The sequence below is a fragment of the Mycobacterium sp. genome (assembly GCF_046330795.1).
In the GTDB taxonomy this organism is placed as follows: Bacteria; Actinomycetota; Actinomycetes; order Mycobacteriales; family Mycobacteriaceae; genus Mycobacterium.
Window position 1 is genome coordinate 464,506 of the sequence record NZ_JAXLSA010000002.1, and the last position, 16,037, is coordinate 480,542.

The 16,037-nt window shown below is 69.7% G+C and carries 16 protein-coding genes and 1 pseudogene; 6 read left to right on the forward strand and 11 right to left on the reverse strand.

What is annotated here, in order from left to right; all coding sequences use genetic code 11:
- Nucleotides 1–2 precede the first annotated feature (2 nt).
- The 5 genes from U0R18_RS09450 to U0R18_RS09470 are packed head-to-tail and all read right to left on the reverse strand — an operon-like array spanning nucleotide 3 to nucleotide 4,655.
- On the reverse strand, nucleotides 3–644 hold the full coding sequence (locus tag U0R18_RS09450) for a DUF4126 family protein (RefSeq protein ID WP_526367920.1): 642 nt from the start codon (nucleotides 642–644) through the stop codon (nucleotides 3–5).
- Between the two features lie 48 nt (nucleotides 645–692).
- The gene (locus U0R18_RS09455) at nucleotides 693–1,367 is read right to left on the reverse strand and encodes a methyltransferase family protein (protein WP_526367921.1); all 675 of its coding nucleotides are present in this window, start codon (nucleotides 1,365–1,367) and stop codon (nucleotides 693–695) included.
- A 10-nt stretch (nucleotides 1,368–1,377) separates the two neighbouring features.
- Entirely contained in the window at nucleotides 1,378–3,042 is a 1,665-nt protein-coding gene (locus tag U0R18_RS09460) for an ABC transporter permease (RefSeq protein WP_526367922.1), read from the reverse strand.
- Nucleotides 3,039–3,974, reverse strand: coding sequence for an ABC transporter ATP-binding protein (locus tag U0R18_RS09465; protein WP_526367923.1), 936 nt, complete (start codon nucleotides 3,972–3,974; stop codon nucleotides 3,039–3,041). Before U0R18_RS09465 ends, U0R18_RS09460 begins: the two co-directional genes overlap by 4 nt.
- Nucleotides 3,975–3,980: 6 nt before the next feature.
- On the reverse strand, nucleotides 3,981–4,655 hold the full coding sequence (locus U0R18_RS09470; RefSeq protein WP_526367924.1) for a TetR/AcrR family transcriptional regulator: 675 nt from the start codon (nucleotides 4,653–4,655) through the stop codon (nucleotides 3,981–3,983).
- A 112-nt stretch (nucleotides 4,656–4,767) separates the two neighbouring features.
- On the opposite strand from U0R18_RS09470, the pseudogene U0R18_RS09475 reads away from it, so the two are divergent.
- Nucleotides 4,768–5,699 (forward strand): annotated as a pseudogene (locus tag U0R18_RS09475) (mechanosensitive ion channel family protein).
- Nucleotides 5,700–5,709: 10 nt separating this feature from the next.
- Here U0R18_RS09475 and U0R18_RS09480 read toward each other — a convergent pair.
- Entirely contained in the window at nucleotides 5,710–6,372 is a 663-nt protein-coding gene (locus U0R18_RS09480) for an O-methyltransferase (protein WP_526367925.1), read from the reverse strand.
- A 142-nt stretch (nucleotides 6,373–6,514) separates the two neighbouring features.
- On the opposite strand from U0R18_RS09480, the gene sigE reads away from it, so the two are divergent.
- The 4 genes from sigE (at nucleotide 6,515) to tatB (ending at nucleotide 9,832) form a co-directional block, all read left to right on the forward strand.
- Nucleotides 6,515–7,324: an RNA polymerase sigma factor SigE gene (gene sigE, locus U0R18_RS09485; protein ID WP_526368278.1), complete on the forward strand. Its 810-nt coding sequence runs from the start codon at nucleotides 6,515–6,517 to the stop codon at nucleotides 7,322–7,324.
- Nucleotides 7,325–7,411: 87 nt separating this feature from the next.
- Nucleotides 7,412–7,822: an anti-sigma E factor RseA gene (gene rseA, locus U0R18_RS09490; protein ID WP_526367926.1), complete on the forward strand. Its 411-nt coding sequence runs from the start codon at nucleotides 7,412–7,414 to the stop codon at nucleotides 7,820–7,822.
- An 86-nt stretch (nucleotides 7,823–7,908) separates the two neighbouring features.
- Nucleotides 7,909–9,414 (forward strand): serine protease HtrA, encoded by a 1,506-nt coding sequence (gene htrA, locus U0R18_RS09495; protein ID WP_526368279.1) that lies wholly within the window; start codon nucleotides 7,909–7,911, stop codon nucleotides 9,412–9,414.
- Between the two features lie 4 nt (nucleotides 9,415–9,418).
- Entirely contained in the window at nucleotides 9,419–9,832 is a 414-nt protein-coding gene (gene tatB / locus U0R18_RS09500) for a Sec-independent protein translocase protein TatB (RefSeq protein ID WP_526367927.1), read from the forward strand.
- A 73-nt stretch (nucleotides 9,833–9,905) separates the two neighbouring features.
- On the opposite strand, the gene U0R18_RS09505 is transcribed toward tatB, so the two are convergent.
- From U0R18_RS09505 to U0R18_RS09520, 4 genes are all read right to left on the reverse strand, one after another.
- The gene (locus U0R18_RS09505) at nucleotides 9,906–11,054 is read right to left on the reverse strand and encodes a P-loop NTPase (RefSeq protein WP_526367928.1); all 1,149 of its coding nucleotides are present in this window, start codon (nucleotides 11,052–11,054) and stop codon (nucleotides 9,906–9,908) included.
- Nucleotides 11,055–11,096: 42 nt separating this feature from the next.
- Nucleotides 11,097–12,425 carry a lytic transglycosylase domain-containing protein gene (locus tag U0R18_RS09510; RefSeq protein WP_526368280.1) on the reverse strand — a complete coding sequence of 443 codons (1,329 nt, stop codon included), beginning with the start codon at nucleotides 12,423–12,425 and terminating at the stop codon, nucleotides 11,097–11,099.
- A gap of 223 nt (nucleotides 12,426–12,648) precedes the next feature.
- Nucleotides 12,649–13,185 (reverse strand): DUF1003 domain-containing protein, encoded by a 537-nt coding sequence (locus tag U0R18_RS09515; protein WP_526367929.1) that lies wholly within the window; start codon nucleotides 13,183–13,185, stop codon nucleotides 12,649–12,651.
- Nucleotides 13,182–14,465: a magnesium transporter MgtE N-terminal domain-containing protein gene (locus tag U0R18_RS09520; protein WP_526367930.1), complete on the reverse strand. Its 1,284-nt coding sequence runs from the start codon at nucleotides 14,463–14,465 to the stop codon at nucleotides 13,182–13,184. Before U0R18_RS09520 ends, U0R18_RS09515 begins: the two co-directional genes overlap by 4 nt.
- Before the next feature lie 24 nt (nucleotides 14,466–14,489).
- Between U0R18_RS09520 and U0R18_RS09525 the strand changes: the two genes are divergently transcribed.
- Nucleotides 14,490–15,473 (forward strand): HpcH/HpaI aldolase/citrate lyase family protein, encoded by a 984-nt coding sequence (locus tag U0R18_RS09525; RefSeq protein WP_526367931.1) that lies wholly within the window; start codon nucleotides 14,490–14,492, stop codon nucleotides 15,471–15,473.
- Nucleotides 15,474–15,506: 33 nt separating this feature from the next.
- Here U0R18_RS09525 and U0R18_RS09530 read toward each other — a convergent pair whose 3' ends face one another.
- Entirely contained in the window at nucleotides 15,507–16,016 is a 510-nt protein-coding gene (locus tag U0R18_RS09530) for a DUF4190 domain-containing protein (protein WP_526367932.1), read from the reverse strand.
- Between the last annotated feature and the right edge of the window lie 21 nt (nucleotides 16,017–16,037).

Sequence of the window (16,037 nt, forward strand, 5' to 3'; positions counted from 1 at the left end):
GATCAGGGCGCGCGCGGCGGCTGCTGCCAGTCCGCGGGTGCGGCGGTCGGCGGGGCATACGGTAGGTCCTTGCGCCGCTTGATCTTTCGCCACAGCCGCCAGCCCGACCAGATCAGCGCCGCCAGGATCACCAGCACGAGGATCGGCACCAGCAGTGCGATGAACACCAGGCCGAAACTGGTGACGTCCTCGACCGTGGACAGCACGGGAGCGGCCACCCCGGCGGTCGCGACGTTGGCGGCGGGCCGCACGGCGGACTTGGTCAGGCTGACCAGGAGCGCGATGACGACGCCGATCACCACCGGGATCCACCCGCCGGAGCGGGCCCACTGGCCGGGGTCGCTGACGGCGGCGGTCTGCGCGGCCGTGCCCGACCCGAACACGATGCCGCCGGCGGCGGGCCGCACGAAGGTCTGCACGGAGTCGTTCACCGAGTCCAGCGCCGGAATCTTGTCGGCGACGATCTCCACCACCAACAGGACGCCGATGATGAGGATCACCCAGCCGTTCTCCATCCAGTTCCACCCGGCCGGCAGGTGGACGATGTCGGTGAACCGCGCCAACAGTCCGAGCATCAGCATCGGGATGTAGGCGTTGAGCCCGGCGGCGGTCGACAGCCCGAGCCCGGTCAGTAGCTGTTCCACGCGACCAGTATGGGTTCAGCCGGACCGCCGCAGGGTCAGAACCCGAGCTCACCACACATTCGGTACCAGGCGGTAACGCACCTGTTGTCGGTACTCCCGGTAACCGGGAAGCTCGTCGGTGAGCATCTTCTCCTCGTCGAGGATCCGGATGCCGAGCACGACCACGGCCGGGATGAGCACCGTGAGCCCCCAGTAGGAGCCCAGCGCGAGCGGCGTGCCGGCCATCATGATGAGCGCACCGACGTACATCGGATGGCGCACCAGCCCGTAGAGCCCGGTGGTGGTGAGGGTCTGGTTCTCCTCGACCCTGATGGTGGCGGCGGCGTAGTTGTTCTGGAACACCACCGCCTGGGCCAGGATGAGCCCGACGGCCACCACGATGTTGCCGACGATCGCCAGCCACGTCGGCGGCGACGACCAGCCGAACCGGAGATTCAGTGCGCTCACCACGAACAGCGCTGTCGCCAGCAGATAGATGCCACACATGACGAGCCGTTGCGCGGGCCGGGTCTCGGCCGTCGGTCCGGCATGCATCCGGCGCTGCAGCGCGGCCGGTTTGGACACGGCCAGGTAGAAGCTGGGGCCCAGCGTGGTGAGCATGAATACGGCGACGAAGAGCCAGGCCTGCCAATAGTGGAACGTGCCGGCCGGCCAGAACAGGGTGGCGGCGAAGAACGCCAGCCCGGCGATGAGCGATGCGAAGGTCTGGATCATCAGTTTCATCTGCTGCTCCTCACTCCAGATCGCGTCGCCGAAATGCGTGGACGCCGAGCATGATCAGTGCGACGTCGATGGTGAGTAGCCACAGCAGCGGCACCGCCGTGAAGCTCCCGGCGCCGACGCGGGGGATGTGTGAGAACGGTTCGAGGTTCAGCAGCCACTGTGGGAACCCGGACAGCGATCCGAGCATGTACAGCGCGATGAAACCCACGAGTACCGCCCAGGCCGCCGGGCTGAACCGGGGCGCCAGCCCGAACAGTGCGACGGTCACCGCGGCGAGCAGCCACACCGCGGGCAACTGCACGGCGGCGGCGCCGAGTACGGCCGGCAGCTTGCCGCCGGCACCGCCCAGGCCGCCGGCCGTAATGCCGTAGGTCAGCCCCGCGACCATGCCGGCCAGCAGCATCGCGATACCCGACCCGGCGATCGCGAGTCCCAGATAGCTTGCCAGCCAACGGGTCCGGCTCACCGAGCCGGCCAATGCCGTCTCCGCGCGGCCGGTGATCTCCTCCTGGTGCAGCCGCAGCAGCATCGAGATGACGAATGCCGAGGCCACCATGCCGAGCATGGCGAACGCGATCGCGATGAAGGCCTGTTCCATGGCGGCGGTACCGCCGAGGCGCGTGACGATATCGCGGGCCAGCCCACTGTCGCCCACCTCGTCGCCCACCCCGTGCACGACGCTGCCGATCATCAGCCCGTACAGGCACAGGCCGGTCGTCCACAGCAGCAGTGCGCCGCGGCTGACCCGCCATGCCAGCGCCAGCGGCCCGGCCAGTGCGGGACCCGCCGTGCCGGCGCCGGGCCGCTCGGCCAGCAATCCCGCCCCGACGTCGCGGCGACCCCGCAGCCAGTAGGCGAACACCGTCAGGGCCGCGCACGCGAGCACGTGCAGTGCCAATACCCACCACCGGTCGCCGGCGAACGGTCGAACCTGTAACGACCAGCCCAGCGGCGAGAGCCAGGACAGCGCGCTGGATCCGGTGGCCGACCGGGCGTCGCCGACAGCGCGCAGCGTGAACGCGGCCGCCAGCACCGCGAATGCCAGGCCCCGGGCGGTGCGGGCGTTGGCCGAGAGTTGGGCAGCGACCGCGGCGACCGCGCCGAATACCAGACCCGAACCGGCCAGTGCCAGCCCGAATGCCAGGGAACCGGCGGCCGGGATATCGACGGTCAGCAGACCGGCGAAGCCGATCAGCCCGGTCAGCAGCGATGCGCCGAGTGCCAGCGTCAGCGCGGCGGTCAGATCGGCGTAGCGGCCGACCGCGGTCGAATCGAGCAGCTCGGTCCGGCCGGCCTCCTCGTCGGCGCGGGTGTGCCGGATGACCGTCAGGATCACCGCCACCGCGATCAACACATGGAACATCCCGGCCTTCCAGACGCCGACGGCGCCCAGGGTGTCGTTGTAGACGTTGCCGTACATGGCGCGCTGGGCCGGACTGGCCATGATCGAGGCCACCATGCCGGTGCGGTCGGCGTCGGTCGGATACACCTTGCTGATGCTGCCCACATAGACCGTGGCCAGCGGGACCGACAGCAGCAGGATCCACAGCGGGGCGACCACTCGGTCGCGGCGCAGATACAGCCGCAGCAGCCGCAGTGTCCCAGTGAATTTCGATGATCCGGGCGGGTCGCCCGCGGCCGATCGGGTCGCCGGGTCCAGGACGGGCGTACTCATGCGTGCACCTTCCGGTCCTCCCGGCTCCCGGAGTCCGGGTCGGTTCCGTAGTGGCGCAGGAACAGATCTTCCAGGGTTGGGGGCTGGCTGACCAGGCTGCGTACCCCGGCCTGCCCGAGTGCCCGGATCAATTCGGGCAAACTCGCGCTCTCGACCTGCACGTGCAGGGTGCTGCCCTCGAAGCCGATGTCCTCGACTCCCGGGATCCGCCGGAGATCGCCGGGGTCGCTGAGCAATTCGGCCTTGATCGAGGTGCGCGACAAACGCCGCATCGAGTCCAACGTGCCGGATTCGACGGTCCTGCCCGCGCGGATGATGGTCAGCCGATCACAGAGGGCCTCGGTCTCGGCCAGGATGTGGCTCGACAGCAGGACGGTGGTGCCGCGGTCACGGGTCTCGGCGACGCACTGTTGAAAGACGTTCTCCATCAACGGGTCCAGTCCGGTGCTGGGCTCGTCCAGCAACAGCAGTTCGGCGTGGGATGCGAATGCCGACACCAGCGACACCTTCTGCCGGTTGCCCTTCGAATAGGTGCGGGCTTTCTTGTGCGGGTCGAGTTCGAAGCGTTCGATGAGTTCGGTCCGGCGCTCGGTGTCGATCCCGCCGCGCATCCTCGCCAGCAGGTCGATCGTCTCGCCGCCGGTCAGCGACGGCCACAGCGTGACATCGCCGGGGACATAAGCGATCCGGCGGTGCAGGTCCACCGCGTCGGCCCACGGGTCGTGGCCGAGCATCCGCACGGTGCCTCCGTCGGAGCGCACCAGTCCCAACAGGATCCGGATGGTGGTGGACTTGCCGGCGCCGTTGGGGCCCAGAAAACCGTGGACTTCCCCCGGCGTGACGGTGAGGTCGAGGCCGTCCAGAGCGCGTACCGAACCGAAATTCTTTGCCAGGCCCTGGATTTCGATCGCCGGTTGCGCGAGCTCGGTCATGATGCGCTACTCCGTTTCATCCTCGGGTTCGGTGTCGGGCACGGTCTGGATGGGAATGCCCTGGTTGCGCCGCTCCAGGAACGCGTCGTACATGGTCGAGTCGGTGAGCAGGCCGTGGGAATACACCTCGAGCGCCGGCAGGATCATGTCCTGGGCGTAGTCGTGCAGCACCGCGCGAAGATCGGTGGGGTTGTCATGCAGCTGCAGGTAGAGCAGGAACGCCCCACCGCCGGACAGCGCGAGGTAGAAGGCCCGTGCCCTGGCGTCCTGGCTCGGCTTGACCGTTCCGGCGCGGACGCCCTCGTCCATGTACTGCTCGGCGTTGTCGATCATGGTGCGCCACATGGTCCTGGCCAGTTCGCCGCCGGTCTGCATGGTGCGCACCAGGTAAGCCATCATCGGCGCGAATTCCTCGATCTCGGCAATCGCCGTGAACCAGGCCGCCGGGTCGTGGGTCTGCAGGGATTCGCTCTTGGATTGCCGAATGCTCTCGGCAACGTGCTCGTCACAGGCCGCGCGCAGGCCGTCCTTGGAGCCGAAATGATGGATCACCAGACCTGGGCTCACTCCGGCCGCGCCGGCAATGGCTCGCACGCCGACCTCGAAGCCGTGCTGGCCGAACTGGTCGATCGCGGCGTCGCGGATCCTGGCGGCCGCGGTCAGGTCGTGCGCTGAACGCATGTTCAGTACGTTAAACACTCGTTCAGCGCGGTGTCAAGGGGTCCGCGCCGGCGGCAACGCACAAGAAGCCGTGAATGTTTGGTTCCCCGGCGAGGGCGGGAAGCCAGCGGCGATGGCTACGACACTGTGGACGACTGCTGCGTCCGATACGAGGCACGGTTTCTGGGACAACGAGGTCGGAAAGTGGTTGCTGACCAACGGGTTACACGTCGTGGTCGCCGTCGTTGTCGCGATCATCGCGACCCGCGTCATCCGGTGGGTGGCGGCACGGATCAGTCGGCGGCTGGCCCAGGGCGACAACAGTGACGCCGTCGTGCGGTCGAAACGGTCAAGCACCGTCAGGCCGTGGCGGCCGTCATCTCCTCGGTGGCCATCGGAGTGCTCTACACGATGGTCGCCCTGGACATCGCCAATGTGGTCGGGCTGCCGGTCGGCTCCCTGGTGGCGCCCGCCGCGGTGCTCGGTGCGGCCCTCGGTTTCGGAGCCCAGCGGATCGTGCTCGACCTGCTGAGCGGCTTCTTCCTCATCACCGAGAAGCAGTACGGCTTCGGCGATCTGGTGGAGCTGACGGTCTCAGGAGGTGGTGAGGCACGCGGCACCGTTGAGGACGTCACGCTGCGGATCACGCGACTGCGCACCAGCGACGGCGAGTTCTACACCGTGCCGAACGGACAGATCGTGAAGGCCCTGAACCTGTCCAAGGACTGGGCGCGTGCCGTCGTCGACGTTCCCGTCGCCCACTCCGCCGATCTCAGCCAGGTGACCGACACCTTGCACTCGGTCGCCGCGGCCGCCATGCGCGACGACGGACTGCCGGATCTGCTCCTGGATGAGCCGCAGCTGATGGGCGTGGAGAGCATCGGCGTCGAAACCGTGAACCTGCGCATGGTGGCGCGCACCCTGCCGGGGAAACAGTTCGAGGTCGGCCGCCGCTTGCGTTCCCTGGTGATGACCGCGTTCTCCGGAGCGGGAATCGACACCGACGGGAAGACTCCGGTCGCGGCCAGCACCCGGACCGGGTCCGACGACGGCGGGGACGATTGATCGGGCCGAATCAGTCCCGGGCGGCCGCCAGAATCCCGTCGCCGAGGGGCAACAGGACGGGGGTGAAGCGCTCGTCCTCGGCGATCAGCCGGGCCGCCTCGCGCACCGACGCGACCTCGGGATCGTTCGCCGACGGGTCCCCGGCGCGACCGGCCAGCGCGGCGCGGTGCACGACGATGACGCCGCCGGGGCGCAGCAGCCGGATTCCCTCGACCACGAAATCGGCCTGATCGCCCGGTTCGGCGTCGATGAAGACCAGGTCGTAGGACTCGTCGGCCAGGCGGGTGAGGACCTCTTGGGCGCGTCCGGTGATGAGCCGGGTGCGCGAGGGCCCGATACCGCCCTCGCTGAACGCCTGCTTGGCCAGGCGCTGGTGCTCGGGCTCGATGTCGATGGTGGTCAGGACTCCGTCGTCGCGCATCCCGGAGAGCATCCACAGCCCGCTCACCCCGGCGCCGGTGCCCACCTCCGCCACGGCCTTGCCCCCGGACAGTCGCGTCAGCATGCTCAGTAGCGCTCCGACGGCCGGGGTCACCGCGTCGGCGCCGATGTCCTCGGCCCGTTCGCGGGCCGCGGCGAGCACGGCATCCTCGGTGATCGAGCCCTCGGCGTGGGCGAGCATGGCGTCGGCGCGACTTGGCCGGACCAACACCGGCGGATCCTCATCGGGCATGCCCGCAGCGTAGATCGAATGCCGTCGTCAATGCAGCTGGCGCGCCCATCTGTGCAGCGCAATCGGGGCGCGACCGGCTTTCTCAGGAAAACTTCAGGTGCCTCATATGTCCGCCACACGCCGGTCGGCAACGGTATTCGGCATGGACGTCGGCGGTAGCTGGATCGGGAATAACGGCGAGGAGTTCCATGTTGCCGAACCCGACGGGTCACACGCCGTCGGGCCTCGCGCTCGCGGAACCACACCGCTCGCCGAACCCGACGGGTCACCCGCCGTCAACGGCTTCGACCAGGAGGATCCGACGACCAACGCGCTCATGGCCCCCGCCAGCATGTCGCACCCCGACCAGGGTGAACCGGGCTGGGTGGAGCCATCCGACGAGTTGCACGGCACCGCCGTGTTCGACGCAACCGGCGACAAGACCACGATGCCGTCGTGGGACGACCTGGTGCGCCAGCACGCCGATCGGGTCTACCGGCTGGCCTACCGCCTCTCCGGCAACCAGCACGACGCCGAGGACCTGACCCAGGAGACGTTCATCCGGGTGTTCCGCTCGGTGCAGAACTACCAGCCCGGGACCTTCGAGGGTTGGCTGCACCGCATCACCACCAACCTGTTCCTGGACATGGTCCGTCGACGTGGCCGCATCCGGATGGAGGCGCTGCCCGAGGACTACGAGCGCGTTCCGGCGTCCGACCCCGACCCCGAGCAGATCTATCACGACTCCCGCCTGGGCGCCGACCTGCAGGCCGCACTGGACTCGCTGGCTCCGGAGTTCCGCGCCGCCGTGGTGTTGTGCGACATCGAGGGCCTGTCCTACGAAGAGATCGGTGCGACGCTGGGCGTCAAGCTCGGCACCGTCCGCAGCCGTATCCATCGTGGCCGCCAGGGCATCCGCGAGTACCTCGCAGCGCATTCCCAGGATTCGCAGTACTCCGCCGAGTCGGCCTGACCCTTCCCCAGGTTTCTCGCAGTGAACTGGTCCCGCGCGCTACATTCGACTGCGGTGGTCGCCAACCACCGGGGAAGGAGCGGGGTGATGTTCGACCGGGGGCATGTGTTCCGGCTGTTCTCCCGGTTGCCGGCGCATTTCGCATCGCAGAGCGACGCGCCCGTCGGCGCGCCCCGGCAGTTCAGATCCACCGAGCACCTGTCCACCGAGGCCATTGCCGCCTACGTCGACGGCGAGCTGCGGATGAACGCCTACATGCGGGCCGCCACCCATCTGTCGCAGTGCGTCGAGTGCGTCGCCGAGGTCGACGCCCAACGGCAGGCCCGCGACGTGCTGCAGAACTCTCATCCGATCGACCCGCCGACCTCCCTGTTGGGCCGGCTCACCCAGATCCCGTTCTCGTCGCTGGTCCAGTGCGACGAACCCGGAGCCTGCGACGACCCCGGCCCCGAGTCGCAGGGGCCGCGCAACCCCTGGGACGGCCGGCGCCGCCGGTAGGGTGTAGCAGGGGCCGACGCCTCCCGGGCCCCCCGGCGGTTTCGCCGCACGGATCCGTACGCTTCGCACGATTGATCGAGGGTGACTTGAGTTCCAACCAGGACAACTCCGGCCAGGGTGCCAGCGGCCCGCGCCTGGCGCCGCGGCCCGTGTCGCGGCCTCCCGTCGACGAGGCGTCGCGCCGGACGTTCGCGCGGCCCGACGGCGTCGACGGGTCCTTCGTCGCCGACGAGCTGCGCCCGCAGCGGTTCCGCGATGGCTCGGAGTTCCGGCCCGACCAGAAGCCCAAGGATCCGGTGTTGGCCGAGGCGTTCGGCCGGCCGTATCAGGGCGGGGACTCCCTGCAGCGGCACCCGGTCGACGCCAGCGCTCTGGCCGACGAGAAGCTCGGTGACGACGAGCCCGACGACCCGTGGCGCAATCCCGCCGCGCCGGCCGCGCTCGGTGATCCGGCGGTCGCCGAACCCGAGCGCGCCGTCGCCGCGCCGCAGCTGGGCAAGCTGGGCGTGCGTGACGTCCTGTTCGGCGGCAGGGTCTCGTACCGGGCGCTGGCGCTGCTGGGCGTCACCGCGCTGCTGATCGGGCTGCTCGGCGGTTGGGTCGGCCGCAAGACGGCCGAGGTGGTGGAGGCCTTCACCACCTCCAAGGTCACGCTGGAGACCGGCGACGGCGAGCAGCTGCCGGCGGGTCAGTTCGCCAAGGTGGCCGCTTCCGTGGCCGATTCGGTGGTCACCATCGAGGCCACCAGCAACGACCAGGGTTCGCAGGGGTCGGGGGTCGTGATCGACGGCCGCGGCTACATCGTCACCAACAACCACGTGATCTCCGACGCCGCCAACAATCCCAGCCAGTACAAGACCACCGTCGTGTTCAACGACGGCAAGGAGGTTCCGGCCAACCTGGTGGGCCGCGACCCGAAGACCGACCTGGCAGTGCTCAAGGTCGACAACGTCGACAATCTGACGGTCGCCCGCCTCGGGGACTCCGACAAGGTGCACGTCGGCGACGAGGTCATTGCCGCCGGCGCGCCGCTGGGCCTGCGCAGCACCGTGACCCACGGCATCATCAGTGCGCTGCACAGACCGGTCCCGCTGTCGGGCGACGGCTCGGACACCGATACCGTAATCGACGCCCTGCAGACCGACGCCTCGATCAACCACGGCAACTCCGGTGGCCCGCTGATCAACATGGCCTCGGAGGTCATCGGCATCAACACGGCCGGAAAGTCGTTGTCCGACAGTGCAAGTGGCCTGGGCTTCGCGATCCCCGTCAACGAGGTCAAGGCCACCGCCGAGACGTTGATCAAGGACGGGAAGATCAACCATCCGACCCTGGGGCTCAGTGCCCGCTCGGTCAGCAACGACGTCGCCTCCGGTGCGCAGGTCGCCAATGTCAAGGCCGGCGGTCCGGCCGAGAAGGGCGGCGTGCAGGAGAACGACGTGGTGGTCAAGGTCGGTGACCGCACGGTGGCCGACGCCGACGAGATGACGGTCGCGGTGCGGCAGCTGAAGATCGGCCAGCCCGCTCCCATCGAGGTGGTGCGCGACGGTCGCCACGTCACCCTGACGGTCACACCTTCGTCGGACGGGTAGTTCCGTGTTCGCCAACGTGGGCTGGGGCGAGATGCTGGTGCTCGTCGTCATCGGCCTCGTGGTGCTGGGCCCCGAACGGCTACCGGGTGCCATCCGCTGGACGTCGAGCACGCTGCGTCAGGCCCGCGACTACATCAGCGGAGCCACCAGTCAGTTGCGCGAGGACCTGGGTCCGGAATTCGATGATCTGCGTGCACCCCTCTCGGAGCTGAACAAGCTGCGCGGGATGTCACCGCGCGCCGCGATCACCAAACACCTTCTCGACGGCGATGATTCACTGCTCAGCAGCGTGGAGAACACCTTCAACGAGGCCAAGTCCGAGCTCGTCGTCCCGCCGGCGGCCGCCCAGCGCTCGCCGGCCGCTCCGGCCGAGCCGGACCCGACGCTGCCCACCCCGTTCGACCCCGACGCCACCTGACTCACACGCCCAAACGTACGTCTCGGCGCGAAAGTGCGAGTGGGTCACGCCATTTCGTCGATCTCGCCCCGCGTCAGCGCCGCGTGGTGTCCAATCCCAGCGACATGCCGGCCAGCCCACGCCGGCGCGCCGTCAGCGCGTCGGCCACCTTCTGCAACTCCTTGGCGGCCACCGACTCGGGGGCCGAAAGAACAAGGGGCACACCGGAATCCCCGGCATTGACCAGTGCGGGATCCAACGGCACCTGGCCGAGCAGCGGCACCTCGGCGCCGGTGGTCCGCGTCAGGCTCTCGGCGACCTGCTGGCCGCCACCCTCACCGAACACCTGCATGGTGGAGCCGTCGGGCAGCACCAGGCCGGACATGTTCTCCACGACGCCGACGACGCGCTGGCGGGTCTGCACGGCGATGGCCCCGGCGCGTTCGGCGACCTCGGCGGCGGCCAACTGCGGGGTGGTGACGACGACGATCTCGGCCCCCGGGATCAGCTGCGCGATGGAGATCGCCACGTCGCCGGTGCCCGGCGGCAGATCAAGCAGCAGCACGTCCAGATCGCCCCAGTAGACGTCGGCCAGGAACTGTTGCAGCGCCCGGTGCAGCATCGGGCCGCGCCACACCACGGGGGTGTTGCCCTGGGTGAACTGCGCGATCGAGATCACCTTCACGTCGTGCGCCACGGGCGGCACGATCATCGAATCCACTTGAATGGGGCGGTCATTCGTGCCCATCATGCGGGGAACGGAGTGGCCGTAGATGTCGGCGTCGAGCAGCCCCACCGACAGGCCGCGCGCGGCCATCGCGGCGGCCAGGTTGACCGTCACGCTGGACTTGCCGACGCCGCCCTTGCCGGAGGCCACCGCGTAGACGCGGGTCAACGAGCCCGGCTGGGCGAACGGGATCACCGGCTCGGCGGACAGTCCCTGGTCGCCGCGCAACTGCTTGCGCAACTCGGCGCGCTGCTCGTCGTTCATGACGTCCAGGACGACGGTGACCGCGCCGGTGCCCGGCACGTCGGCGACTGCCCGCGTCACCAGCTCGCTGATCTCGGACTTCTTCGGGCAGGCCTCGGTGGTCAGGTAGATCTCGATGTGGGTGGCCCCGTCGGGCCGCACGTCGACGCTCTTGACCATGCCGAGCTCGGTGATCGGCTTGCGCAGTTCGGGATCGATGACCTTGGCCAGCGCGGCGCGCACGGCAGCGGTCGGATCAGTGCTCTCGGACATCACCGACGAGTCTATCGGTGACGCCGGAACGCTCGGCGCCGGTCAGGCAGCCGGGCCGGGCAGCGGGCCCAGCGATACCCCGGGAGCGCCGGATTCGGCCGGCATCGGTGCGGGCGCGGCGGGTCCCGGTGCTGCCGGCATTGGGGCGGGTCCGGGTGCAGGCGCCTGGGCCGGCGGCAGCACACCGGGGGCCGGAGCCTCGGCCGGAACCGGACCGGGGGCGGGCGCACCCGGCAGCGGGCCGAGGGCGGGTCCGGCGACCGAAGCCTCCGGCGCGGCCGGCTGCTGCATCCACGGCGGTACCCAGCCGGGCTGCATCCAGGGCGGGGTCCATCCCGGCTGGCCCCACTGCGGCACCGCGGAGGGATCGCTCAACGGGGTGTTGTCGCTCAGGCAGAAGATGGTGCACGGTGCGTTCAGCGGCGTCGCCGTGGTGCCCTCGGCAGGTCCGGGCGGTACGGGCAGCGAGTTGGCCACCCCGCTCTGCGTCAGGCTGAACACCGGCAGCGGATCGGTCGCCGAGAGGCCCGGGCCCAGCCCTTCGGGGTTGGACTCCATGTGGGCGTCCAACCGGGCGTCCGCGATGGGCGGCGTGGGACCCGTGATGGGCGGCAGGTTGACCGGCGCCACACCCGTTGCGTAGGAGGCGGCCCACCCGAGCACGTTGCGGGCGTAGGCCATCGAGTTGTTGTAGCGCAGGATCGCCGTCAGCACCTGCGACTGGTCCCGCAGATTCAGGCCACCGCTGCACAGGTACCGGGCCGCCGACAGGGTGGCGTCGTAGACGTTCTGCGGATCGGCCTTGCCGTCGCCGTCGCCGTCGGAGGCGAACCGGGACCACGTGCCCGGCAGGAACTGCATAGGACCCATCGCGCGGGCGTACGTCACGCGGCCGAGCTGGCTGGCCGAGACGATGACCTCGTTGCCCGGCAGGGTGCCGTCCAGGGCGGGGCCGTAGATCGGGCTGACCGCGGTGCCGCGGGAGTCGGTGGCGCCGTTGTTGGCGTGGCCCGATTCGATCCGGCCGATGCCGGCCAGCAGGTTCCAGCTGATGCCGCAGCCGGGAAGTGCGCGCGCCATGGTGGCCTCGGCATTGCGGTACGCGCTCAGCGCGATGGCGGGGATGCGCAGCGCGCCGGGGGCGGAGACGATGGCGGCCGGCGGGGGCGCGGATGCCGCGGAGGCGGCGACCCGGAACGCATCGGGTGCCTTGGCCACCGCGACCACCGTGGGGCCGCTCATGTCGACGGGCCGGGTGGGGGCGACGGCCGCCACCGGGCTGATCTCGACGACCTTGCCGGTGTCCGGGCTGACCGGGGTGGACGGCCCGGCCGCACCGACCGCGGCCGCGAGCACCAGGGGGGACAGCACGGCCACACCGAGGAGGGGAGAGTGGGTGGCGCGGGCCAGGCGGCCGCGCGTGCGCTCCGACGGCTCCTGGGGCACCTGATCGCTCGGGTCCGCACCCGAACCTGCCCTTATGCGCACTCGACCGTCCTCGTGATCGATGCCCGGCAAGCACCGCGGGCATACCTTGTGAACCAAGTCACCATACATAACAGTTGGGACACGTGTGGCAGCAATCCCCCGCTCGTCAGCCGGACTTCTTGGGCCGCCGCTCGCCGCCGTCCGACTTGCCCGCCGACGGCTTCTTCGGCGGGCTGAGCGCGTCGATCTTCTCGTGCAGTTCCTCGAGCTCGCGACGCAGGTAATCGCGGGTCGCGACCTCGCCGACCGCCAGCCGCAGCGCGGCCAGTTCGCGGGCCAGGAACTCGGTGTCCGCCTTGGTCTGTTCGGCGCGCCGGCGGTCCTCCTCGAGCGACACCCGGTCGCGATTCTCCTGGCGGTTCTGGGCCAGCAGGATCAGCGGGGCCGCGTACGCGGCCTGCGTCGAGAACGCCAGATTCAGCAGGATGAAGGGGTAGGGATCCCAGCGCCACTTCACCGCAAACAGATTCAGGGCGATCCAAACGATCACGATGATCGTCTGCCAGGCCAGGTAGCGGCCGGTACCCAGGAATCGGGCGATCGACTCGCTGAACCGGCCCACCGCCTCGGCGTCGAGGTTCAGTCGGGGGCGGCGCGAGGTGCGCGGGGTGTCGAGGCGGCTGCGCGCCGAAGCGTCACTCACTGGGCGGTGTCCAGTTCGGGCTCCTCGGTACTGGCCCGCCAGTCGTGCGGCAGCAGGTGGTCGAGCAGATCGTCGACGGTGACGGCGCCCAGCAGGTGCCCCTCGTCGTCGATCACCGGCCCGCAGACCAGGTTGTAGGCCGCGAAGTAACGGGTCACCGCGGCCAGGGTCTGCTCGGGGGCCAGGGTCGGCAGGTCGGCGTCCACGATGCCGCTCACCAGTGCCGCCGGGGGTTCGCGGAGCAGTCGCTGCAGGTGTACACAGCCCAGATAGCGGCCGGTCGGGGTGGCCGTCGGGGGGCGGACCACGAACACCAGCGACGACAGCGCCGGCGTCAGGTCGGGGTCGCGCACCCGGGCCAGCGCGGCGGCCACGGTGGTGTCCGGGGCCAGGATCACCGGTTCGGGGGTCATCAGACCACCGGCGGTGTCGGGGGAGTGCTGCAGCAGTCGGCGGACCGGATCGGAGTCCTCCGGGTCCATCCGGGCCAGCAGCACCTCGGCGTGCGTCGGGTTGAGCACACCCAACAGATCGGCGGCGTCGTCGGGGTCCATCGCCTCGAGCACGTCGGCGGCGCGCTCGGTGTCCATCTTCAGCAGCAGTTCGGTCTGCTCGTCCTCGCCGAGCTCCTGCAGGATGTCGGCCAGCCGTTCGTCGTCGAGGGCGTTGATGACCTCGGTGCGGCGTTTGGCGGGCAGGTCGCGGATCGCGTCGGCCACCTCGACCGGTCGTTGATCCTCGAACTGGTGCAGCAGTTGGGCGACGCCCTGGCCGGGCATCGCCAGCGCCGACGGTGTCAGCCCCTGGACGTGCTGCCAGTCGACGACGTGAACGGTGGTCCGCCGCAGCCGCCGGTGACTGCGCACCGCGAGCCGGGTCACCAGCCAGTCGCGGGTCCGGGTCTGCTCGATCGCCAGGTCGACCACCACCACGTCCTGACCCTGCAGCTGCGGCAGTTCCGGATCGTTGACCCGCACGCGGGTGTCGAGCACCTGGCCCAGCACCAGGACCTCGCCCGGCCGTTGGGCGAACCGGCGCAGCGACACGTTGCCGGTGGTGAGCGTCACGGCGGTCGGCTCGATCGCGGTGACCCGCAGGATGGGTACGAAAATCCTTCTGCGGGTGAGCAATTCGACTACCAGGCCCAGGACGCGGGGCTGCTGGCGAACGATGCTGATACTGATGACGACGTCGCGCACCCGGCCCACCGACTCACCGTCGGGGCCCAGCACCACCAGCCCGGCGAGCCGGGCCGCGTACACCCTGTTGATCGACGCCATGGTTCAAAGGGTAGGAGTGGACGGGTGAATTCCGCGTATCGCCCCCGTCGCGGGGATGATTTTGTCCATCTCCGACGGAGCTGCCTGTCCGTTCCGGGCAGCAATCGAAAGATGATCGAAAAGGCCAAGGGTCTGCCCGCCGACCAGGTGTTCCTCGACCTCGAGGATGCGGTGGCCGCCGACGCCAAGGCCGCGGCGCGGACGACGGTGGCGAGCGCGCTGGCCGAGCCCGGCTGGGCGGGACAGTTGCGGGGTGTCCGCGTCAACGACTGGACCACGCCCTGGACGCACGCGGATCTGATCGAGGTGGTGGCCGGGGCCGGTGCTGCGCTCGAGGTGGTGATCCTGCCGAAGGTCAGCGATGTGTCCCACGTGCAGGCCGCCGACCTGCTGCTGACGCAGCTCGAGCACACCCACGGGCTGCCGGTCGGGAGCATTGCGATCGACGCCCAGATCGAGGATGCGCGTGGTCTGACCAACATCGACGCGATCGCCGCCCATCCGCGGGTGCAGGCCCTGGTGTTGGGGCCGGCCGATCTGATGGCCAGCCTCAACACCCGCACCCTGGTGGTCGGTGAGCAGCCGCCCGGTTACGACGTGGGCGACGCTTATCACCACGTGCTGATGACGATCCTGGTGTCGGCGCGTGCGCACGGCGTGGCAGCGGTCGACGGCCCGTACCTCAAGATCCGCGACGTCGACGCGTTCCGGCGGGTGGCCGGGCGTGCGGCGGCGCTGGGCTACGACGGCAAATGGGTGCTGCACCCGGATCAGATCGCCGCCGGCAACGAGATATTCAGCCCGCGACAGGCCGATTTCGACCGCGCCGAGCTGATCCTGGAGGCCTACGAGTGGTACACGTCGGTGCCCGGCGGCTCCCGCGGGGCGGTGATGCTGGGTGACGAGATGATCGACGAGGCCAGCCGCAAGATGGCGCTGGTCGTCTCGGCGAAGGGGCGGGCCGCGGGGATGGGCCGCGAGGTCGCGCCGTTCCAGCCGCCGGCCTGACGTCTACCGAAAAAGGTTGAGGTTCAACGAGTCTCAGCGGAAGACGCTGGTCACTCCGCCGCCGGCCAGGAACAGGAACCCCAGGAGCAGGGTCACCAGCCCGATCACCAGTCCCGCGATCGCCATGCCGCGTCCGGCCTGTCCGGTCCGTCCCGTTTGCTGGATCCCCATGATGCCCAACAGGATTGCGGCCAGCGACGGCAGGAAGCACATGCACATCGGCACGCCCAGCAGGGCGCACACCAGCGCCGCGACCGACGGCCCGTTCTGGCCCGGTGGGACCCCGGCGCGGTACCCGGCATACGGGTCGTACGGCGGTGGATACGGCGGGTAGCCCGGCGGCGGTGGGTAGTAGCCGGGCGGCATCGGGGGAACGCCGAACGACGGCGGGGGAACGCCGGGCGGCGCGGATGGTCCGGTGAACATCGGCTGATCGGGGTAATCGGCCGGATAGTCGAGTGGCGCCGACTCGTACGACCCGACCGGCGGGGGCTGGTAGTTGCCCTCCCGGCGTTCGCCCGGATCTCCCGGGGTAGATGTCATGGCGCTCAATCTAGCGGTACG

What these genes read in the sequence shown, in the direction of transcription:
- U0R18_RS09505 (WP_526367928.1), bottom strand. Translation starts at nt 11,054, where the DNA reads ATGTCCGAGAGCACTGATCCGACCGCTGCCGTGCGCGCCGCGCTGGCC.
- U0R18_RS09520 (WP_526367930.1), bottom strand. Translation starts at nt 14,465, where the DNA reads ATGGCGTCGATCAACAGGGTGTACGCGGCCCGGCTCGCCGGGCTGGTG.
- U0R18_RS09530 (WP_526367932.1), bottom strand. Translation starts at nt 16,016, where the DNA reads ATGACATCTACCCCGGGAGATCCGGGCGAACGCCGGGAGGGCAACTAC.
- U0R18_RS09465 (WP_526367923.1), bottom strand. Translation starts at nt 3,974, where the DNA reads ATGACCGAGCTCGCGCAACCGGCGATCGAAATCCAGGGCCTGGCAAAG.
- U0R18_RS09470 (WP_526367924.1), bottom strand. Translation starts at nt 4,655, where the DNA reads ATGCGTTCAGCGCACGACCTGACCGCGGCCGCCAGGATCCGCGACGCC.
- rseA (WP_526367926.1), top strand. Translation starts at nt 7,412, where the DNA reads ATGTTCGACCGGGGGCATGTGTTCCGGCTGTTCTCCCGGTTGCCGGCG.
- U0R18_RS09455 (WP_526367921.1), bottom strand. Translation starts at nt 1,367, where the DNA reads ATGAAACTGATGATCCAGACCTTCGCATCGCTCATCGCCGGGCTGGCG.
- U0R18_RS09460 (WP_526367922.1), bottom strand. Translation starts at nt 3,042, where the DNA reads ATGAGTACGCCCGTCCTGGACCCGGCGACCCGATCGGCCGCGGGCGAC.
- sigE (WP_526368278.1), top strand. Translation starts at nt 6,515, where the DNA reads ATGGACGTCGGCGGTAGCTGGATCGGGAATAACGGCGAGGAGTTCCAT.
- U0R18_RS09480 (WP_526367925.1), bottom strand. Translation starts at nt 6,372, where the DNA reads ATGCCCGATGAGGATCCGCCGGTGTTGGTCCGGCCAAGTCGCGCCGAC.